Origin of the sequence: Terrabacter terrae (genome assembly GCF_039529575.1) — a bacterium.
In the GTDB taxonomy this organism is placed as follows: Bacteria; Actinomycetota; Actinomycetes; order Actinomycetales; family Dermatophilaceae; genus Terrabacter; species Terrabacter terrae.
The window spans coordinates 301,101-320,751 of record NZ_BAAANB010000003.1 but is presented as its reverse complement, the minus strand read 5'-3'; the positions used below and the strand labels follow the sequence as shown (position 1 = coordinate 320,751).

At 71.4% G+C, this 19,651-nt stretch carries 18 protein-coding genes and 1 other RNA gene; 15 read left to right on the top strand and 4 right to left on the bottom strand.

Annotated elements, in window-relative coordinates; all coding sequences use genetic code 11:
• The first annotated feature begins 19 nt into the window (after window positions 1-19).
• The 7 genes from prfB to ABD194_RS06820 all read left to right on the top strand — a co-directional run bounded on the left by prfB (window position 20) and on the right by ABD194_RS06820 (window position 9,350).
• Entirely contained in the window at window positions 20-1,132 is a 1,113-nt protein-coding gene (prfB, locus tag ABD194_RS06850) for a peptide chain release factor 2 (RefSeq protein ID WP_343989346.1), read from the top strand.
• Window positions 1,133-1,342: 210 nt separating this feature from the next.
• On the top strand, window positions 1,343-2,302 hold the full coding sequence (gene ftsE / locus ABD194_RS06845) for a cell division ATP-binding protein FtsE (protein ID WP_343989344.1): 960 nt from the start codon (window positions 1,343-1,345) through the stop codon (window positions 2,300-2,302).
• A 24-nt stretch (window positions 2,303-2,326) separates the two neighbouring features.
• The gene (ftsX, locus tag ABD194_RS06840) at window positions 2,327-3,232 is read left to right on the top strand and encodes a permease-like cell division protein FtsX (protein ID WP_343989342.1); all 906 of its coding nucleotides are present in this window, start codon (window positions 2,327-2,329) and stop codon (window positions 3,230-3,232) included.
• A gap of 129 nt (window positions 3,233-3,361) precedes the next feature.
• Entirely contained in the window at window positions 3,362-4,882 is a 1,521-nt protein-coding gene (locus tag ABD194_RS06835) for a peptidoglycan DD-metalloendopeptidase family protein (RefSeq protein WP_343989340.1), read from the top strand.
• Window positions 4,883-5,038: 156 nt separating this feature from the next.
• Window positions 5,039-5,512, top strand: a complete 474-nt coding sequence (gene smpB, locus ABD194_RS06830; protein ID WP_343989338.1) for an SsrA-binding protein SmpB — start codon at window positions 5,039-5,041, stop codon at window positions 5,510-5,512.
• Window positions 5,513-5,713: 201 nt separating this feature from the next.
• A complete protein-coding gene (locus ABD194_RS06825) occupies window positions 5,714-7,669 on the top strand; it encodes a DUF2207 domain-containing protein (RefSeq protein ID WP_343989336.1) in 1,956 nt (651 codons plus the stop codon).
• Between the two features lie 43 nt (window positions 7,670-7,712).
• Window positions 7,713-9,350 (top strand): non-homologous end-joining DNA ligase LigD, encoded by a 1,638-nt coding sequence (locus ABD194_RS06820; protein WP_343989334.1) that lies wholly within the window; start codon window positions 7,713-7,715, stop codon window positions 9,348-9,350.
• Here ABD194_RS06820 and ABD194_RS06815 read toward each other — a convergent pair.
• On the bottom strand, window positions 9,343-9,468 hold the full coding sequence (locus tag ABD194_RS06815; protein WP_343989333.1) for a hypothetical protein: 126 nt from the start codon (window positions 9,466-9,468) through the stop codon (window positions 9,343-9,345). The two genes, ABD194_RS06820 and ABD194_RS06815, sit on opposite strands and share 8 nt — an antisense overlap.
• 93 nt (window positions 9,469-9,561) lie before the next feature.
• Window positions 9,562-9,822, bottom strand: coding sequence for a biotin/lipoyl-containing protein (locus ABD194_RS06810; protein WP_425579957.1), 261 nt, complete (start codon window positions 9,820-9,822; stop codon window positions 9,562-9,564).
• Window positions 9,823-10,052: 230 nt separating this feature from the next.
• Here ABD194_RS06810 and ssrA point away from each other — a divergent pair.
• Window positions 10,053-10,419, top strand: a transfer-messenger RNA (tmRNA) gene (ssrA, locus tag ABD194_RS06805).
• Window positions 10,420-10,637: 218 nt separating this feature from the next.
• On the opposite strand, the gene trxA is transcribed toward ssrA, so the two are convergent.
• On the bottom strand, window positions 10,638-11,042 hold the full coding sequence (gene trxA, locus ABD194_RS06800) for a thioredoxin (RefSeq protein WP_343989331.1): 405 nt from the start codon (window positions 11,040-11,042) through the stop codon (window positions 10,638-10,640).
• Between the two features lie 28 nt (window positions 11,043-11,070).
• Window positions 11,071-11,697 (bottom strand): SIMPL domain-containing protein, encoded by a 627-nt coding sequence (locus ABD194_RS06795; protein ID WP_343989329.1) that lies wholly within the window; start codon window positions 11,695-11,697, stop codon window positions 11,071-11,073.
• A gap of 70 nt (window positions 11,698-11,767) precedes the next feature.
• Between ABD194_RS06795 and ABD194_RS06790 the strand changes: the two genes are divergently transcribed.
• From ABD194_RS06790 to ABD194_RS06760, 7 genes are all read left to right on the top strand, one after another.
• On the top strand, window positions 11,768-12,136 hold the full coding sequence (locus ABD194_RS06790) for a VanZ family protein (RefSeq protein WP_343989327.1): 369 nt from the start codon (window positions 11,768-11,770) through the stop codon (window positions 12,134-12,136).
• Between the two features lie 292 nt (window positions 12,137-12,428).
• Window positions 12,429-14,666 (top strand): DEAD/DEAH box helicase, encoded by a 2,238-nt coding sequence (locus tag ABD194_RS06785; protein WP_343989325.1) that lies wholly within the window; start codon window positions 12,429-12,431, stop codon window positions 14,664-14,666.
• Between the two features lie 28 nt (window positions 14,667-14,694).
• A complete protein-coding gene (locus ABD194_RS06780; protein WP_343989323.1) occupies window positions 14,695-15,255 on the top strand; it encodes a YqgE/AlgH family protein in 561 nt (186 codons plus the stop codon).
• 77 nt (window positions 15,256-15,332) lie between these two features.
• Window positions 15,333-16,154, top strand: coding sequence for a glutamate racemase (locus ABD194_RS06775; protein ID WP_343989321.1), 822 nt, complete (start codon window positions 15,333-15,335; stop codon window positions 16,152-16,154).
• Complete coding sequence (locus ABD194_RS06770) at window positions 16,151-16,474, top strand: DUF3039 domain-containing protein (protein ID WP_343989319.1); 324 nt, start codon at window positions 16,151-16,153, stop codon at window positions 16,472-16,474. The genes ABD194_RS06775 and ABD194_RS06770 overlap by 4 nt, the downstream gene beginning before the upstream one ends.
• Before the next feature lie 141 nt (window positions 16,475-16,615).
• Window positions 16,616-17,605: a zinc metalloprotease gene (locus ABD194_RS06765; protein WP_343989317.1), complete on the top strand. Its 990-nt coding sequence runs from the start codon at window positions 16,616-16,618 to the stop codon at window positions 17,603-17,605.
• A gap of 154 nt (window positions 17,606-17,759) precedes the next feature.
• Window positions 17,760-19,520: a DEAD/DEAH box helicase gene (locus ABD194_RS06760; RefSeq protein ID WP_343989314.1), complete on the top strand. Its 1,761-nt coding sequence runs from the start codon at window positions 17,760-17,762 to the stop codon at window positions 19,518-19,520.
• The last annotated feature ends 131 nt before the right edge of the window (window positions 19,521-19,651 follow it).

The window sequence follows — 19,651 nt, the reverse complement described above, 5'->3', positions numbered from 1 at the left end:
TGCCGTAGGCTGTTCGATCGTGGCTGTTGACTTCACGCAAGAGATCAAGGACCTGCGCGCGACGATGGACTCCGTGCGTCAGGTCACCGACCTCGACGAGCTCGCCCGCACCATCAAGGAGCTCGAGGAGCAGGCCTCCGCCCCCGACCTGTGGGACGACCCCGACGCCGCGCAGCAGGTCACGAGTGCGCTCAGCCGTGCCAACTCCGAGCGCGACCGCGTCCTCGGCATGGACGCCCGTATCGAGGACCTCGAGACCCTCGTCGAGATGGGCCAGGAGGAGCACGACGCCGCCACCCTCGAGGAGGCCGAGCGGGACCTCGCCAAGCTCAGGAAGGACGTCGGTGAGCTCGAGGTCCGCACGCTGCTCTCCGGCGAGTACGACGAGCGCGAGGCGGTCGTCACGATCCGCTCCGGCGCCGGTGGCGTCGACGCCGCAGACTTCGCCGAGATGCTGATGCGGATGTACCTGCGCTGGGCCGAGCGCCACGGCTACCCGACGAAGGTCATGGACACCTCCTACGCCGAGGAGGCGGGCCTGAAGTCGGCCACCTTCGAGGTCAACGTGCCGTACGCGTACGGCCACCTCTCCGTGGAGGGCGGCACGCACCGCCTCGTCCGGATCAGCCCGTTCGACAACCAGGGCCGCCGCCAGACGAGCTTCGCGGCCGTCGAGGTCATCCCTCTCATCGAGTCCGACGACTCCATCGACATCCCCGAGAACGAGCTGAAGATCGACGTCTTCCGCTCGAGCGGCCCGGGTGGGCAGAGCGTCAACACGACCGACTCGGCCGTGCGCATGACGCACCTCCCCACCGGCATCGTCGTGTCGATGCAGAACGAGAAGAGCCAGATCCAGAACCGCGCCGCCGCCCTGCGCGTCCTGCAGTCGCGACTGCTCCTTCAGCGCAAGGCCGAGGAGGCTGCGGTCAAGAAGGAGATGGCGGGCGACGTCAAGGCCAGCTGGGGCGACCAGATGCGCTCCTACGTGCTCAACCCGTACCAGATGGTCAAGGACCTGCGCACCGAGTTCGAGACCGGCAACCCGAGCGCGGTCTTCGACGGTGACATCGACGGCTTCATCGAGGCCGGCATCCGCTGGCAGATCGCCCAGAACCGCTCGCAGGACTGACCGCCCGCCACGCCGGGTTCGGCCGCTTTCCGGGGGATCCCTCCGGGTCCACGTAGCCTCGTAGCGCTCGCGTGGACGCGGCCTGCGTATGCCGTCACGTGCCCACGCAGCGCACCCGCGGTCCCACGCACGGTCCGCACACCGCAGTCCGGCAGCAGTTCCCAGCCGCAGTCCAAGCAGCAGTTCCCAGCACGAGTCGAGGCCCGACGCATGATCCTCTTCGAGAACGTCACGAAGACCTACCCTCGGACGACTCGTCCGGCGCTCGAGGACGTGAGCCTCGAGATCCCGCGCGGTGAGTTCGCCTTCGTCGTCGGCACGTCCGGTTCCGGCAAGTCGACGATGATGCAGCTGGTCATGAAGGAGCAGGACGTGACGAGCGGCCGCGTCCTGGTGGCCGGTCGCGACTTCGACCGCCTGCCGGAGCGCAAGGTCCCGGCCCTGCGCCGCGAGATCGGCTGCGTCTTCCAGGACTTCCGGCTGCTGCCCAACAAGACGGTCTTCCAGAACGTCGCCTACGCCCTGCAGGTGCTCGGGAGCAGTCGCGCCCGGATCCGTCAGACCGTGCCGGAGACCCTCGAGCTCGTCGGTCTCGCCGGCATGGAGAAGCGCCTGCCGCACCAGCTATCCGGTGGCGAGCAGCAGCGCGTCGCGATCGCCCGCGCCTTCGTCAACCGCCCGCCGATCCTGCTCGCCGACGAGCCCACCGGCAACCTCGACCCCGACACGAGCCTCGGCATCGTGCAGCTGCTCGACCGCATCAACCGCACGGGCACGACCGTCGTCATGGCGACGCACGACACGGTGACCGTCAACGCCATGCGCAAGCGCGTCATCCGCCTCGACCGGGGCGTGCTCGTCAGCGACATGGAGGCCGGCGACTACACGACGGGCTCGCTCCCGCGCATCCGCCTCGATGAGACCGGCGCCCCGCGCCGTGCGGACGAGCCCGAGGTGCCCGACGGCTACGACGACGGGGACCCGACGGCATACGACGGGAGGAGCGATCACGACGATCACGACGACCGCGACGACCGCGACGACCGCGACGACACCGACGACACCGACGGCCCGGACGCGCTGCCGCCCATCGGCCGGGACGCCGACGAGCCCCGCGGCAGGGGCGGGCTCTTCCGCCGCTCCAAGGCCACCCAGACGAGCAGCCACTGAGCGCGAGACGGAGCGAGACACCCCATGCGATTTCAGTTCCTACTCGGCGAGATCGGCAACGGCCTGCGCCGCAACCTCTCGATGGCCGTCTCGGTCGTCATCGTCACGATGATCTCGATGTACCTGCTGGGCCTGGGCCTGATGGGCCAGCGGCAGGTCGACACCATGAAGGACTACTGGTACGACCGCGTCCAGGTCACGGTCCTGCTCTGCGCCGAGAAGACCCGCTTCACCAACTGTGCCGGCGAGCCGACCACCGACGCGCAGCGCGCGGCGATCAAGGCCGAGCTCGACTCGCTCCGGCCCACCGTCAAGGACGTCTTCTACGAGTCGCGCGACGAGGCGTACGACCGCTTCAAGCAGACCTACAAGAACTCGCCGCTCGCGCGGGCGGGGGAGTCGTACTTCGCCGACTCCTACCGGGTCAACTTGGGCGACCCGAGCAAGTTCGACGTGGTCGCGAGCTCGATCAAGGGCATGCCCGGGGTCGCAGACGTGCAGGACCAGAAGAAGCTGCTCGAGAAGTTCTTCACCTTCATGAACACCGTCTCGTGGGCGGCGATCGCCCTCTCCTCGCTGATGGTGCTGGCCGCCGTCATGCTCATCTCCACGACGATCCGCCAGACGGCCTTCAGCCGCCGGCGGGAGACCGGGATCATGCGCCTGGTCGGCGCCTCGAACTTCACGATCCGCTTCCCGTTCGTCATGGAGACGGTGCTGTCGAGCGTGCTCGGGGCGGCGCTGGCGATGGGGATGCTCTGGGCCACGGTCCGCTACGGCGTCGTCGGCTTCCTCAGCCAGACCCTGACCGACACTGCGTTCATCGGGGTCTCCGACGTCTTCCACGTGGCGCCGTTCGTCATCATCGGCGTCGTCGTGCTGTCGAGCCTGACCTCGTGGGTGACCCTGCGCCGCTACCTCCGCGTCTGAGGCGCCGCGCACGAATTCGGCCATTCCGCCTTCCGGGCGGGGCCGATGGCTGCATGCTGTCCGAGGCCAAACGGCACGAAACCTCCCAGACCTCTGTGGCCTGTGGTACCAATGGAGCCTATGTGGCACATGAGGCGCTTCAGCGGCAGCGGTACCGCGACCAGGTTGACGGCCGCCGGGCTGGCCGTCGCGTGCACCGTCTCACTCGGTTCCACCCTCTCCGCCCGCGCCGACTCGGTCTCGGACCAGAAGAAGCGCAACGACCGCAGGATCGCCGCGCTCGGGCAGCAGCTCGAGGGCACGAACGCCTCGCTGGCCCGCGCCTACGTCAACCTCGAGCGCACCAAGGCCGCCCTGCCGCTCGCCCAGCAGCGCGTCGCCGCGGCCCAGGCCGCGCAGAGCCGCGCCCAGGCCGCGCAGGTGGCCGCCGAGGCGACCGAGGCCCGCGCCATCGCCGCGGAGGCCAAGGCCCGCGCGCACAACGAGGACGTCGCCCAGAAGCTCGCGGTCGCGCAGGCCAACGAGCAGCGTGCCAAGGAGCAGCTCGCCAAGAGCTCCACCGACCTCGTCAGCAGCCAGGACGCCCTCGACTCGTATGCCGCCGAGGTGTTCCAGGGCTCGGGCCAGGAGTCGCAGCTGGGCATGGTCTTCGGGTCGACCTCGCCGGAGGACTTCGCCAACCGGCTCGTCATGGCCGACACGGCCAGCGCGGTGGCGAGCGACACCATCGACAAGCTCGCCGCGATGACGGTCGACAACACCTCGACCCGCTCGTACCTCACGTCGGTGCGCGGCGAGATCGCCGAGCTGAAGCGCCAGGCCGAGATCGCCCTGCGAAGCGCCCAGTCCGCCGCCGCCGCCGCGACCCAGGCCAAGAACCAGGCGATCGTCGCCAAGAACAACGCGGTCACCGCTGCGCAGAACGCCGCCGCGGCCAAGACCGAGCTCGACCAGCTGAAGGCCAGGCAGTCCGCCGCCGCGGCCGACCTGGCGGTGCAGAAGAAGAGCGAGGCTGCCGACCTGGCCACGGCGCGCGCCGAGTCCGCGCGTCTGCAGGGCATCCTGGTCGAGCGGGCACGCCAGGCACGCATCGCCGAGCAGAAGCGCATCGCCGCCCTCAGGGCCAAGCTCGAGGCGCAGCGCCAGGCGAAGATCCGCGCTGAGCGGGCCAAGGCGGCGGCTGCGGCCAAACGCGGTCACAGGTACACCCCGAAGCCCCCGCCGCCCGTCGTCGTGCCGGTCGAGTCGACGCCGTCGAACTACCTGACCTACCCGGCCCACGGCCCGACGACGTCGGGCTTCGGCATGCGCTGGCACCCCGTGCTGCAGAAGTGGATGCTGCACGACGGCCTCGACTGGGGCATCCCGTGCGGGACGCCCGTGTATGCCGCCGCGCCGGGTGACATCGTCCGCGCCGGCTGGCGCGCCAGCGGCTGGGGCAACCAGGTCGTCATCGACCACGGGATGCACCGTGGCGTCGACCTGGTGACGACCTACAACCACCTCACGAGCATCGTGGACTTCGGCGGGCACGTGGACCGTGGTCAGCTCATCGGCTACTCCGGCACGACCGGCTACTCCACGGGCTGCCACCTGCACTTCGGTGTCTACGAGGACGGCACGCCGGTCGACCCGCGCAACTGGCTCTGAGCCTGAGCCCGAGCCAGCCGCACCCCGCTCGGGAAACCCGCTCCGTGCCGCGAACGGCTTCGGGGTAGCGTTGGGAGGCCGACCGCGCCGTGCGGTCGCACCTGGAGCGGTCCGCGCCCTGCGCGCGCTGCAGACCCGAGTCGGAAGGATGGTCCGGTGCCCAAGGAGAAGGGGCGGTCGCTCATCGCGAGCAACCGCAAGGCCCGACACGACTACCTCATCGGCGACACCTTCGAGGCGGGCATCGTCCTGTCGGGCACCGAGGTCAAGGCCCTTCGCATGGGGCGAGCCTCCCTCGTGGACGGGTTCGCCATGTTCACCGGCGACGAGCTCTACCTCGAGAACGTCCACATCCCGGAGTACCTCAACGGCACCTGGAACAACCACGCCCCGCGCCGCAAGCGCAAGCTGCTCCTGCACCGCGCCGAGCTCGAGAAGATCGCGCACAAGACACGCGAGAGCGGGCGGACGATCGTGCCGCTGGCGCTGTACTTCAAGGACGGCCGGGCGAAGGTCGAGATCGCGATCGCGACCGGGAAGAAGGAGTACGACAAGCGTCACGCCCTCCGCGAGCGCCAGGACACCCGCGAGGCGCAGCGGGCCATGGCCGCGGCCAACCGCCGCCACTGAGGGAGGCGGGCCGGTGTCGGGAGGCACAGGCCCTGCGGCCGGAACCCCACACCCCGGTACAGCGTCCGGTGTCAGGATGCAAGGGAGCGATGACGTGGAGGGACTCCGATGACCGGACGTGGCGGATCCATCCGACCGAGCCGAGTGGGCCGAACCGGCCGACCGACTCGACCCGAGCGGCCGGCGCCCCGGACGGGTGGCGTGCTCGGCGCCCTCGTCGCCGTGGTGCTGCTGCTGGTCGCGCCCGCCGGTGCCGCGCAGGCGGCGGGCGGGGAGGCGATGCAGTCGTTCGCCGCCGTCTACGACGTGCAGGCCGACGGCAGCATGAAGGTCGCCGAGACGATCACCTGGCGGTTTCCCTCGGGGGAGCAGCGCCACGGCATCTTCCGCAACATCGTCGTGCGGATGGGCTACAACAACGAGGAGAACCGCTACCGCTACTACGACCTGACCGACGTCGCCGTGAGCAGTCCCAGCGGTGCGCCGGACGCCTTCTCGGTCAGCGACTACGGGGCTGCGAAGCAGATCCGCATCGGCTCGGCGACCGAGTACACGAGCGGCACGCAGGTCTACAAGGTCTCCTATACGCTCCACAACGTGCTCAACCCGATCACCGCCGACGGCAGGCCGGCGACCGGGACAGCGCCCGCAGACACGGTGGAGCTCAACTACAACGTCTTCGGGGCCAACGAGCTGACCGAGCGCGACCGGGTGTCCGTGACGGTCAACGCGCCGGCGGCAGCCACCAAGGTGCTCTGCTACTCGGGGCCGTCGGGGTCGACGACCCAGTGCTCGGGCAGTGCCGGCGACCCGTCCCGCTTCTCGGCCGGGCCCCTCGCCTCCGGCGACGCCATGACAGTCATCGCGTCCTTTCCCGCGTCCGCGTTCGGTGACGTGCACGCCGACGTGCGAACCGGGGGTGCCGGCTCCTCGGTCGGTTCCGAGGCAGCTCCCGCGGTCAACGCGGCGGCTTGGATCGGTGGCATCGGCGCGCCGGTGCTCGCCCTCGCGGTCATGGGCATGCTGGTGTGGACGCGCGGTCGCGACGAGCGCTACGCCGACCTGACCCCCGGTCTCTCGCCGGTGCCCAGCCCCGCCGGCGGCCCGACCGGCGGGACCGGCCCGACCCGCACGGCCGGCGGGACCGGCACGGCCGGCACCCCGGCCACTGTGCGTGGCGGCTCGCCGACCGTCGCGGTGCAGTTCCAGCCGCCCAAGGGCGTCCAGCCCGGGATGGTCGGCACGATCATCGACGAGACGGCCAATCCCATCGACGTGTCGGCCACGGTCATCGACCTGGCGGTGCGCGGCTTCCTGCGCATCGAGGAGAACGAGGGCGGCGGCATGTTCAGCCGCACCGACTGGACGCTCACGCGGCTCGAGCCGCCGGCCGGCGAGCGGCTCCTGCCCTACGAGCGCAGCCTGCTCGACGGGATCTTCAGCACCCGCGGCGACGTCGTGCAGCTCTCGGAGCTGAAGAACACCTTCGCAACCACGCTGAAGTCCATCCAGCGCCAGATGTACCAGGAAGTCGTGACGCGCGGCTGGTTCCGCTCCTCGCCGCAGACCCAGCGCGGCGTGTGGCAGGGCCTCGGCGTCGTGATCGCCGTGCTCGGCGGCCTGCTCCTGTTCTACGGCCGCCCGGCGATCAGTGCCATCCTGGGTGGCGGGTTCAGCGGGGGAGTGGCCCTTGGCATCGGGCTCGTGCTCGCGGGCGTCATCGTGTGGGTCCTGGGCGGGCGCATGGCCGCCAAGACGGCCGAGGGCTCGGCGGTGCTCGCCCAGTCGCTGGGCTTCAAGGAGTACCTCACGACGGCGGAGGCGGGACAGATCGCCTTCGAGGAGGCGTCCAACGTCTTCAGCCGCTACCTGCCGTACGCCGTCGTCTTCGGTGTCGCGGACCGCTGGGCCCGCACGTTCGCCGAGGTCGCGCGGGCGGCGGAGGCCGCGAACCAGCCGCTGCTCATGCCAACCTGGTACGTCTGGAGCGGCAACGCCTTCCCCGACTTCACGGGCATCGCGGCCGGCGTCGAGTCCTTCTCGACCACCTCGACCGGCACGTTCACCTCGACGCCCGGCTCGTCCGGCTCCTCGGGCTTCGGTGGCGGCGGGTTCTCCGGCGGTGGTGGCGGCGGGTCGTCCTCCGGCTCCTGGTGAGGCGCTGAGGGCCTGTCCCCGCCGCAGTGGGTAAGCAGCGTGCATGGCCAGGGCCACCGCTGCCGACCTGCTCGAGCCGTACCGGCGCAAGCGCGACTTCTCGCGCACGGCCGAGCCGGCCGGGGCCGTGGCAGCCCCGGCCCCCGACGGTCGCCGCCGGTTCGTGGTCCAGCGTCATCGCGCCCGACGCCTGCACTACGACTTCCGGCTGGAGATCGACGGCGTCCTCGTCAGCTGGGCCGTGCCCCGTGGCCCGACCCTCGACCCCGGCGTGCGGCGTCTCGCCGTGCACGTGGAGGACCACCCGCTCGAGTACGAGACCTTCGAGGGCGTCATCCCCGCCGGCGAGTACGGCGGGGGCGACGTCATCGTCTGGGACGCCGGCCTGTGGGAGCCGCACGGCACCGACGACCCCGGCCAGGCCGTCCGGGACGGTGAGCTGCACCTCGACATGGCCGGTGAGCGGTTGCGCGGGCGCTTCGTCCTCGTCCGCAGCGACCGCAACGACCGGGACGGCGGGCGGTCCGGCTCCGAGAAGGAGCAGTGGCTGCTCCTGCACAAGCACGACCGTTGGGCGCAGGCCGGCTGGGACGCCGAGGACCACACCACCTCGGTCCTGAGCGGCCGCACGAACGACGAGGTCAGGGCCCGGCCGCAGCAGGTGTGGCACTCCGACCTGCCGGCCGACCGTGCCGCCGTCCCCGTCGCCGGGCATGCCGTCCCTGGCCCCTCCGAGGCCGAGCTGGCCGCCCTGGAGGAGCTGGCGCACCTCGGGAACGAGGGCCGGTGGACGGTGCACGGGCGCACCCTGCGGGTGACCAACCTCGACAAGGTGCTCTTCCCCGGCCGGGACGGCGAGCTGCCGGTCACCAAGCGCGAGTTGCTGGCGTATGCCGCCCGCATCGCCCCCGTGCTCGTGCCCTATCTGCGTGGCCGGGCCGTCAACCTGCACCGGTACCCCGACGGTGCGCAGGAGAAGGGTTTCTGGCACAAGGAGGTCCCGCCGCGGGCGCCGGCCTGGCTGCCCCGCTGGGACAACCCGGACGCCGACCCCGGGGAGACGAAGACCTACCTCGTCGTCGACGAGCCTGCCGCCCTCGTGTGGGCGGCCGGGTTCGGGGCGCTCGAGTGGCACCCGTGGACCTCGCCCACCGCGGCGCCTGACCGGCCCGACTACGCGCTCTTCGACATCGACCCGGGTGAGCACACCTCGTGGGAGGAGGTGGTGGAGCTGGCCAGGCTGCACCGGACGGCGTTCGAGCACCTGCAGGTGCGCGCCTACCCGAAGGTGACCGGGCGCCGCGGCATCCAGGTGTGGGTGCCGATCGCTCGCGGCCCCGGCTTCGACGAGACGCGGGAGTGGGTCGAGCGCGTGTCCCGGACCGTCGGTGCGGTGCTCCCCGACCTCGTGAGCTGGAAGTGGCAGAAGCGCGACCGCTCGGGCCTGGCACGGCTGGACTACACCCAGAACGCCGTGAACAAGACGCTCGTCGCCCCCTACAGCCCGCGTCCCGGACCTGCGGCCCCGGTGTCGACGCCGATCACCTGGGACGAGCTCGAGGATCCGGAGCTGCGGCCCGACCGCTGGACGATGCGCACCGTGCTTGACCGGATCGCGCAGCGGGGAGACCTCTTCGCCGGTGTCCTCGACCACTCCCAGACACTCCCCACCATCACATGAGCTCGTCGGTGGAGACGAGGGCCAGCACGGCGCCCAGGCCCGCCACGACGCCACAGAGCGACCAGAGCGCGCCGGGCGCGCCGGCATACACCATTCCCCAGAGCGGGGCGGACAGCATCGTGCCGCTCGGGCGGCGCGCTGGGTCGGTCGAGGAGTCGCCGCGCCTCGTGCGCGGGCTGGCCGGCTGAGCTCGGGCCGGGCAACCGGTCGCTCAGCAGATCTCCACGAGCACGTCGCCGCCCTCGACCTGATGTGGCGCACCGACGGCGATGCTCGAGACGGTCCCGCCGGCGGGAGCGGTGATGCCGGCCTCGAGCTTCATGGCCTCGATGGTCGCGACGACGGCGCCGGCCTCGACCGTGTCGCCCGGCACGACGGTGAGCGTCACGAAACCGGCGAAGGGGGCGGTCACCCGCACGTCCCCGGTGGGCGGGGCGATCGTCGCGGAAGGGGCAGGAGCCTTGCGGGGCATCAGTCCTCCAGGTCACGACGTCGGGGTGGTCCGCGACGACCACGGTCGCCAGCCTAGCGGCGCATCACGGCCCGCGACATGCTGTGCGCTCGTGGTCGCAGTGCGACCCGGCCGGGAATGGCTTGGACCCCTCGCGCGTTCCTCCTGCATACTGTTCACTCCACCCGGTCGCGAGCCGGGGGACAGCAGGGCAGCTTGACAAGTCAACAGCGTGACGTGGACACCCCCATGGGGGTGATCGGTTTCGACGGTGGTCGACACATCAGGGGAAGCGGGTCGAGGATGCAGGGTTATCTCGTTAACGCTCCTTGCAAAACAATAGGTGCCAATTCCAAGCGCACCGACTTCGCCCTCGCCGCCTGAGCGAGCCTCGAAGTCTGTCAGCCTGAGCTAGTTTCCGACTCAGTGCCTGGCATCAGCTAGGAAACTTGCTGCGCAGTCATGTTGGGGGGCTGTGCGGGACTCTTACTCAACTGGGCCTGTCAGGGGACGCGTGCGTGCGAGCCCTGGGGCCGAGAAAAGCCGCAGCGCACTGCACCCGGAGAAGCCCTGGTTTCTCGTCATCGGACGCGGGTTCAATTCCCGCCACCTCCACCACTTCGTGGTGGCCACGTCACGCTGTTGCTGGTCAGCCGCAGGAGGGCGTCCCGTTCGCGGGGCGCCCTCCTTGCGTATGCCGTCCCAGACCGGCACCGCCTGTCCCGGGCGCCACGACCCCGGCACCACGACGACGAACGCGGTGGACCACCGGCACGAGGTGCCGGGGATCCACCGCGTTCGCAGTGAGGGGAGACCGGGCCGGGCCCGGCGGGCGCTCAGGCCTGCTCGGAGGGAGCCTGGGCGGGCGCACCGCCGGCGGCCTCGGCAGCCATCTGCTCCTTGATCGGGGCCATGTCGAGGTTCTTCACCTGCTCGATGACGTCCTGCAGGGCCGTCTGGGGCAGCGCACCGGGCTGTGCGAAGACGAGCACGCCCCCCTTGAAGGCCATCAGCGTGGGGATCGAGGTGATGTTGGCCGCCGAGGCGAGCGCCTGCTCGGCCTCGGTGTCGACCTTGCCGAAGACGATGCCCTCGTTGTCGCCGCTCTGCGAGGCGGCGTCGTAGACGGGCGCGAACTGGCGACACGGGCCGCACCAGGAGGCCCAGAAGTCGACCAGCACGATGTCGTTGTCGAGGACGGTCTTCTCGAAGGACTGCGCGGTCAGTTCAGTGGTAGCCATGCCTTGACCAACGGCGTCGGAGTGGCGCCTATTCCGCCGCCTCGAGCTCCCACGTGACCGTGACGCCGGCCGTTACGTCGAGGTCCCCGCCCTCGACGGGCATGCCACCGAACGCCTGTCGGGAAGCTGCGACGGACGTGTACGCAGCCATCGGGACCGCCCCGGACTCGGCCACCTCGCGGACGGCGCCGAGCCGGGCGCCGGAGAGGGCGGCATACTGCTCGGCCTTGTCCCGGGCGTCGGCGAAGGCGGCGTCGCGGGCCCGTCGCAGGCCGGCGGTGCGGTCGGCGACGTCGAGGCGCACCTGGTCGACGAGGAGGGCGTTGCCGATCGAGGCGGCGACCGCCTCCAGGATGTCGCCGACGGACTGGAGCCGGCGCACCGTGACGGTCAGTCGCTGCTGCGCCGTGAAGCCGACCGCCGTGCCGGCGTTGTCCCAGCGCTGGCCGACCGTCGCGTCGAGCGTGCGGAGGTCGGCGTCCGCGACGCCGTGGTCGCGCACGACCGCTCCGACCTTCGTCAGCCCCTCGGAGGCCCCCGCCAAGGCGGCTGCCACGTCGTCGGCGTCGTGCCCCACTCGCAGGTCCAGTCGCACGACGTCGGGGGAGACGGGCACCCGCCCACTGCCGTTCACGGTGACCGTTCGCCTGGCCATGGCGGCTCCTGTCTGTGACGTTCCCGAGTCGGCCTGAGCCTGGTGCCGAACCTACCTAGACTGCCGTTCCATGACGAGCATCCCGCGGCGCTCCGCCCCCGTGACGTGGCTCGCCACGTCAGCGGCGGTGGTCGCCGTCGTCGCCCAGCTGCTCGCCCTCTACTGGCCGGTCGTGACCGTCGAGGGCCCCGTCACGTGGACCGACAAGGTCGTGCACGTGCTCGTCTTCGCGGTGCCGACGTATGCCGTCGGGCGGGCCGTCGGATCCGTGCGGACCGCGGTGCTCGTCTTTGCGCTGCACGCCCCGGTGAGCGAGCTCGTGCAGCACTTCGCGCTCCCCGGACGCACGGGCGATGTGTGGGACGCCGTCGTCGACCTCGTCGGTGTGGCGCTCGCCGCCGCGCTGCTCGTGGTCAGGCGGCCGTCGCCGCGCTGGTAGACTGGGCGATATCCGACTCCGAGGTCTCCTCGGATCACGACGGGAGAGATGGCGCCGGTGATGCCCGGCGGGCAGGCTCATCCGACGAGGTGACACCCCCCACCGGAAGATCGCGCCAGACGGCGCGGCCCGGCACTGACGCGGAGCGGATCCGAACACCGGACGGCACAGATGCCGGGCACCGGTACACGTGGGCGCAGAACGTTGCTGCGCCTGAGGCTCGTCTGCATGGTCGTGGTGTGACTCACGGCTCGAGGCGAAGTCTGCTCGAGTCAAGAGAGTTGAATACGCAATGCCCAAGCACACCTCCTCCGGCGCGCCCAAGAAGGCCCGCTGGTCCACCGAGAAGAAGTCCGCGGCCGCCAAGAAGCCGCACCGCGGTCAAGGCTCCGCCGGTTCCTTCTCGGGTCCCAAGAGCTCCCGCCCCGCCTCCTCGGGATCCGCGCACGTCGGTGGCCGCGAGTGGCGCGCCCCGCGCGACGAGCACCGTTCGTTCGACCGCCGCGACGACCGTGGCGAGCGTGGCTTCCAGCGTCGTGACGACCGTGGCGAGCGTGGCTTCCAGCGCCACGAGGACCGTCCCTCCTTCGACCGCCGCGACGACCGTGGGGACCGTGGGTTCCAGCGCCGCGAGGACCGGCCTTCGTTCGACCGTCGTGACGACCGTGGCGAGCGTGGGTTCCAGCGTCGTGACGACCGCGGTGACCGTGGGTTCCAGCGCCGCGAGGACCGTCCCTCCTTCGACCGTCGTGACGACCGTGGGGACCGTGGGTTCCAGCGTCGTGACGACCGCGGTGACCGTGGCTTCCAGCGCCGCGAGGACCGTCCCTCCTTCGACCGTCGTGACGACCGTGGGGACCGTGGGTTCCAGCGTCGTGACGACCGGCCCTCGTTCGACCGTCGTGACGACCGTGGCGAGCGTGGGTTCCAGCGTCGTGACGACCGCGGTGACCGTGGCTTCCAGCGCCGCGACGACCGCCCCTCCTTCGACCGTCGCAGCAACGGCGACCGGTTCGTCGAGACGGCTCCAGTGAGCTTCGAGGACGCCGAGGCCGAGCGCATGGACGCCGACAACTGGACCAAGGCGACGCGCGCCGACGTGTCCGACGGACCCGTCGAGGTCGCGGCCGACAACGGCTTCGCCGCCCTCGGCCTGCCCGAGCGCATCGTCGAGCGCCTGGCCCGTGAGGGCATCACGTCGCCGTTCCCGATCCAGACGGCAACGATCCCCGACGCGCTCGCGGGTCGTGACGTCCTCGGCCGTGGCCAGACCGGCTCGGGCAAGACGCTGGCCTTCGGTCTTCCGCTCATCACGCGACTGCTCGAGGCGCAGACCCCGCGCCGCCCGCGCCGGCCGCACGCCCTGATCCTCACGCCGACGCGAGAGCTGGCGATGCAGATCTCCGACGCGCTCGAGCCCCTGGTGCACGTGGCCGGCCTGCGCCACAAGCTCGTCGCCGGTGGCCTCAGCTACACGACGCAGATCAACGCGCTCAACAAGGGCATCGACATCCTCATCGCGACGCCGGGCCGGCTCAACGACCTGCTCGAGCGCGGTGCGGTCGAGATGGACGACATCGCGATCACCGTGCTCGACGAGGCCGACCACATGGCCGAGATGGGCTTCATGGCCGAGATCACGACGAGCCTGGACAAGATCCCGGCCGACGGCCAGCGCCTGCTGTTCTCGGCGACGCTCGACCGTGGCATCGACGCCCTCGTGGAGAAGTACCTCACCGACCCTGTGACCCACTCGACCAACGACGCCACCGCATCGGTCGAGGGCATGGACCACCACGTCCTGCTCATCGACCCGCAGCACAAGAAGGTCATCACGGCCGAGGTCGCCAACCGCGAGGGTCGCACCGTCGTGTTCTGCCGCACCAAGCTCGGCGCCGACCGCATCGCGCTCCAGCTGCGCGAGCAGGGCGTCATGGCGGCGGCGCTGCACGGTGGCCTCAACCAGGGCCAGCGCAACCGCGTGCTGGGGGCGTTCCGTGACGGCACCCTGCCGGTGCTCGTCGCCACCGACGTCGCCGCCCGCGGCATCCACGTCGACGACGTCTCCGTCGTCCTGCAGGTCGACCCGCCGGCCGACCACAAGGACTACCTGCACCGCTCCGGCCGCACCGCCCGTGCGGGGGACAAGGGCACGGTCGTGACCCTCGCCCTGCCGCACCAGCGCCGCACGATGGAGCGCCAGCTCAAGGACGCCGGCCTCGACATCTCGCCGGTCCCGGCCACCCCCGGCGACGCGATCATCGCGGCCACCGGCGCGACGACGCCCAGTGGTGTCGCCATCGCCGAGGAGGACTTCCAGCGCCTCATCGCCGGCCCGAAGCAGCACCGACGTGGTCCTGCCGGCCCGCGCGGCCCGCGCCAGGGGCAGCGTGGCGGCTTCCGTCCGCACCACGGCGGGCGCGACGACCGCAGGGACGACCGACGCGGCCGGCGCGGCGAGCGCGCTGACGGCCTCGTCACCCGCTGGGGCGACGACGAGCGTGGCGGTCGCCGCGGCGCACGCTTCTGAGCAGTTGCCGGTGTGGAAGGCTGTGCCCGTGAGCTCGACCTTCCACACCGGCCGCCTCCTGGTCGCGACGCCGTCCGTCGGAGGTGACGTCTTCCACCGGTCGGTCATCCTCGTGCTGCACCACGACGACGGGGGAGCGCAGGGAGTCGTGCTCAACAAGCCGCTGTCGGCCGAGGTGGACTCCGTGCTCCCGGGTTGGCAGCGCGTCGTCACCGCCCCGCACGTGATCTTCCAGGGCGGACCCGTCTCTACGTCCTCCGCGCTGGGCCTGGTCACCGTGCCGGGCGATGCGCCGGAGCCGCTCGGGATCAAGCGCCTCTTCGGCTCCATCGGCCTTGTCGACCTCGACGCGCCGACGCCGGTCGTCGCGGCCGAGCTCGCGGGCCTGCGGATCTTCGCCGGCTACTCCGGGTGGGAGTCGGGACAGCTCGAGGGCGAGATCCTCAGAGGCGACTGGTACGTCGTGGACGCGGAGGTGCGCGACGCCTTCACGCCGCTGCCGGACGGGCTGTGGCGCGAGGTGCTGCGTCGCCAGCGCGACAGCCTCGCCTACGTCGCGAGCTTCCCCGACGACCCGTCGATGAACTGAGCGCCGTGCCGAGCGAGAGACCGAGCACCGAGCCGAGCACAGGGCTGAGCGTCCGGGCATGGAGCGCACCCGGCGGCGTGACCGAGACGCCCGACTCCCACCGGTCGACCAGGCGAGTTGCCTTCGTCGACAGCGGGCTCGGGCTCCTCGGGTATGCGGACGCCCTCCACACGCTGCGGCCGGACCTCGGGCTCGTGCTGGCGCTCGACCCCGACAACATGCCCTACGGGCCCCGCGCCCCCGAGGACGTCCAGCGACTCATCGTGGCGTCGGCCCGAGCGACGCTCCCGTACGCGCCCGACGCCATCGTCGTGGCCTGCAACACCGCATCGGTGCACGGCCTCGAGGCGCTGCGGGCCGAGCTCGAGCCCGCCGTGCCCGTCGTCGGCACCGTGCCCGCCATCCGTCCAGCCGCCGTGGCGGGCGGCCCGGTCGCAGTGTGGGCCACGGCGGCGACGACGTCCAGCGACTACCTCCGCGGTCTCGTCGACGCCTTCGCCGCCGACGTCGAGACCCATCCCGTCGCCGCTCTGGGCCTGGCCGAGGCGATCGAGTCCGGCGACCAGGACGCCATCGACGCGTGCATCGCCTACGCCGCGCAGCAGACGCCCGCGGGGGTACGGTCGCTCGTGCTCGGCTGCACGCACTACGGCCTGGTCGCGGACCGCATCGTCGCTGCCCTGGGTGACGGCGTGACCGTCTTCGACTCACCCGTCGCCGTGGCCCGGCAGACGTTGCGGCGCATCGGTCTGGCGCCCGACGCCTCGGTGCCCCAGGCGGGCGTCGACGGCGTCCTCCTGAGCGGGCGCCCCGGCGAGCTCCCGGCGTCGTGGGGGGCCTTCCCGGCGGGCCGGCGCCTCCTTCGCTCAGGGGCGGGGCGGCATACACTCTCGTCATGAGCACGATGCCTCCGGACCCCTTCGAGCCCGAGCCCCAGCCGCTGCGCGGCACGAGCACGGCCACGATCGAGCGCGAGGAGGTCCGCGAGGAGCTGCAGGAGCCCGGCGACCACGAGCGTTTCTCGCACTACGTGCGCAAGGAGAAGATCCTCGAGAGCGCCCTGTCCGGCGAGCCCGTGGTGGCGCTCTGCGGCAAGATCTGGGTGCCGGGGCGCGACCCGCAGAAGTTCCCGGTGTGCCCGGTCTGCAAGGAGATCTACGACGGCCTGCGCGACCCGCAGGACGGCGGCGACGGCGACAACGGCGGCGGCGGGTCCTGACCGGTTCGTCCCGCCGCGCGGCCTTTCCCCTTCTTTCCTGACCGACTCTTTAAACTGCCCGGGCTGCGCCCTGACGCACGGGTACCTACAGTCGCTGGATCGGCGCCTGTCCGGGGGTCGAGTCGCACAGGAAGGCCTTCCATGAAGCTCCGCTCGCTGATGCTCGCCGCTCCGCTCGCGCTCGCCGCCGTGTCCCTGGGCGCACCCGCTCATGCCTCGCCCGCGATCGACGGCCACGGCAGTCCCTCGTGCCTCGACCCGGCAGCCGTCGGGGCGGTCGGCGCCCGCGGCACCCACGGCTCGGCGAAGGACACGAACGAGCTGTCCTCGGCGCAGGTGCAGGCCAGCGAGGCCGCGCTCACCCGGGCCCTGGCCGCCAAGGGGCTGACCCGAGACTCGTCCGGGCGGGTCGTCAGGAGCGCCCCCGCGGCCGGGGCTGCGCAGCAGGGCAAGGTTGGCAGCGGGAGCGCCGCGTTCGCGTCCGCGACGGTCAAGGTCTACTGGCACACCATCACCAACGGCTCGCAGGGCGCGGTGGGCGCCAGCGCGATCAGCAGCCAGGTAAGCGTGCTCAACAAGGCGTACTCCGGGACCGGCCTCAGCTTCGCGCTCGCCGGATCCGACTCCACGAGCAACGCCTCCTGGTACACCGTGACCCCCGGCTCGTCCGCCGAGAAGAGCATGAAGAGGGCCCTGCGCAAGGGCACGATGGCCGACCTCAACCTCTACTCCGCCAACATCGGGCAGGGCCTGCTGGGCTGGGCCACCTTCCCCAAGAGCAGCTACGACGTGATGGACGGCGTGGTCATCCTCACCGACTCGCTCCCCGGCGGCAGCGCCACTCACTACAACGAGGGCGACACGGCGACGCACGAGGTGGGTCACTGGGTGGGGCTCTACCACACGTTCCAGGGCGGCTGCCGCGGCAACGGAGACTACGTCGACGACACGCCGGCCGAGGCGAGCGCCGCCTACCAGTGCCCCACCGGGCGCGACACGTGCACGAGCCCTGGTCTCGACCCGATCAAGAACTACATGGACTACACCTACGACTCGTGCATGAACACCTTCACGAGCGGACAGGTGGCGCGCATGCAGGCCCAGTGGACGGCCTACCGCGTCGGGCGCTGAGCGACCCGACCCGGCCGGACCCGGCCGACCCGGCCACCCACGACAGGCCGGGCCGACGCGCAGGGCACCGGGCGGCATACCACCTCACCGAGGCCCCGTCAGCAGGCGGGGCCTCGGCATGTCGCCGGCGAGGATTCGTTACCGTTGTCGCTCTATGAGTTCCGGCGCCGCTTTCCACCTCCCACCCGCCTTCCCGGAGCGGGCTGCGTGGGGTACCGCCAGCAAGCTGCGCGCCTGGCAGCAGGAGGCCCTCGACCGCTACCTCGAGAAGGGGCCCCGCGACTTCCTGGCCGTCGCGACCCCGGGGGCCGGCAAGACGACGTACGCCCTGCGCGTCGCCACCGAGCTGCTGAGCGCCGGCATGGTGCACCGGGTCACCGTCGTGGCCCCCACCGAGCACCTCAAGACCCAGTGGGCCGACGCCGCGGCCCGCGTCGGCATCAGCCTCGACCCGAAGTTCAGCAACAGCATCGGTCGGCACAGCGACGACTACCACGGTGTCGCCGTGACGTACGCCCAGGTCGCCTCGCGTCCCTCGCTGCACAAGGAGCTGACGACGTCGCGACCGACGCTCGTCATCCTCGACGAGATCCACCACGGCGGTGACAGCAAGAGCTGGGGCGACGGCATCCGCGAGGCCTTCGAGCCGGCCACGCGCCGCCTGTCGCTGACCGGCACGCCGTTCCGCTCCGACACCTCACCGATCCCGTTCGTCACCTACGAGCTCGACGCCGAGGGCACCCTCGTCAGCTCGAGCGACTACACCTACGGCTACGCCGAGGCCCTGCGCGACGGCGTCGTGCGCCCGGTCCTCTTCATGGCCTACGGCGGCAGCATGCGCTGGCGCACCAAGGCCGGCGACGAGCTCGAGGCCCGGCTCGGCGAGCCGATGACCAAGGACTTCGTCGCCCACGCGTGGCGCACCGCGCTCGACCCGAAGGGTGAATGGATCCCCGCCGTCCTGGCCGCCGCCGACCGACGGCTCACCGAGGTGCGCCGGCACGTCGAGGACGCCGGTGGCCTGGTCATCGCGTCCAACCAGACCCAGGCGAGGGCGTATGCCGCCATCCTCCGCACGCTGACCGGCGAGGCCCCGACGGTCGTCCTCTCCGACGACCTCGGCGCCAGCAAGCGCATCGAGGACTTCGGGGCCAGTGACGAGCGGTGGATGGTCGCCGTGCGCATGGTCTCCGAGGGCGTCGACGTCCCGCGGCTCGCCGTCGGCGTGTACGCGACGTCGACCTCGACCCCGCTCTTCTTCGCGCAGGCCGTCGGCCGCTTCGTGCGCGCCCGTCGGCGCGGCGAGACCGCGTCGGTCTTCCTGCCGTCGGTGCCGGTGGTTCTCGACCACGCCTCGCGCCTCGAGGAGCAGCGCGACCACGCGCTCGACCGCAAGCCCAACCCTGACGACATCGGGCAGATGTGGGCGGAGGAGCAGACCCTCCTCGACGAGGCCAACCGCGCCGACAAGGCCAGCGGGGCCCTCGACGAGGGACGGTTCGAGGCCCTCGAGTCCGACGCCCACTTCGACCACGTGCTGTTCGACAAGCAGCAGTGGGGCATGCACGCCCAGGTCGGCTCAGAGGACGAGGAGGAGTACCTCGGCCTCCCGGGGCTGCTCGAGCCCGACCAGGTGTCCGCGCTGCTCCGCGAGAGGCAGAGCCGCCAGGTCAGGAAGGCACCCAAGGGTGCCGAGGCACCCATGCCGGTCGCCGCGCACCGTGCCCTCGCGGCCCAGCGCAAGGAGCTGAACAAGCTGGTGTCGACCTACGCCCGGCAGAAGGGCCTGCCGCACGCCAACGTCCACATGGACCTGCGCCGGGTGTGTGGCGGTCCCGACCTGGCGGCCGCCTCGTCGGAGCAGGTCGCCGAGCGCATCGACAAGATCCGGCTCTGGCTCGTCGGCCGTCGCTGACGCCTGCCCGACGAGGTCCGCGGCGCACGCGCCTCTTCGTCGGGCCGTTCACGACATGGTCGATCTGCGGCCTTCGTCCTGTCGCCGCCCGCCGCTATCGTCGTGCCTTGCGCCTCGGGGGCGAGCTGCGC

Excerpts from the sequence above, each read along its gene's own strand:
- ftsE (WP_343989344.1), top strand. The coding sequence starts at position 1,343 with ATGATCCTCTTCGAGAACGTCACGAAGACCTACCCTCGGACGACTCGT.
- ftsX (WP_343989342.1), top strand. The coding sequence starts at position 2,327 with ATGCGATTTCAGTTCCTACTCGGCGAGATCGGCAACGGCCTGCGCCGC.
- ABD194_RS06835 (WP_343989340.1), top strand. The coding sequence starts at position 3,362 with ATGAGGCGCTTCAGCGGCAGCGGTACCGCGACCAGGTTGACGGCCGCC.
- ABD194_RS06820 (WP_343989334.1), top strand. The coding sequence starts at position 7,713 with ATGGCCAGGGCCACCGCTGCCGACCTGCTCGAGCCGTACCGGCGCAAG.
- ABD194_RS06815 (WP_343989333.1), bottom strand. The coding sequence starts at position 9,468 with ATGCTGTCCGCCCCGCTCTGGGGAATGGTGTATGCCGGCGCGCCCGGC.
- ABD194_RS06810 (WP_425579957.1), bottom strand. The coding sequence starts at position 9,822 with ATGCCCCGCAAGGCTCCTGCCCCTTCCGCGACGATCGCCCCGCCCACC.
- trxA (WP_343989331.1), bottom strand. The coding sequence starts at position 11,042 with ATGGCTACCACTGAACTGACCGCGCAGTCCTTCGAGAAGACCGTCCTC.
- ABD194_RS06795 (WP_343989329.1), bottom strand. The coding sequence starts at position 11,697 with ATGGCCAGGCGAACGGTCACCGTGAACGGCAGTGGGCGGGTGCCCGTC.
- ABD194_RS06790 (WP_343989327.1), top strand. The coding sequence starts at position 11,768 with ATGACGAGCATCCCGCGGCGCTCCGCCCCCGTGACGTGGCTCGCCACG.
- ABD194_RS06785 (WP_343989325.1), top strand. The coding sequence starts at position 12,429 with ATGCCCAAGCACACCTCCTCCGGCGCGCCCAAGAAGGCCCGCTGGTCC.
- ABD194_RS06770 (WP_343989319.1), top strand. The coding sequence starts at position 16,151 with ATGAGCACGATGCCTCCGGACCCCTTCGAGCCCGAGCCCCAGCCGCTG.
- ABD194_RS06765 (WP_343989317.1), top strand. The coding sequence starts at position 16,616 with ATGAAGCTCCGCTCGCTGATGCTCGCCGCTCCGCTCGCGCTCGCCGCC.
- ABD194_RS06760 (WP_343989314.1), top strand. The coding sequence starts at position 17,760 with ATGAGTTCCGGCGCCGCTTTCCACCTCCCACCCGCCTTCCCGGAGCGG.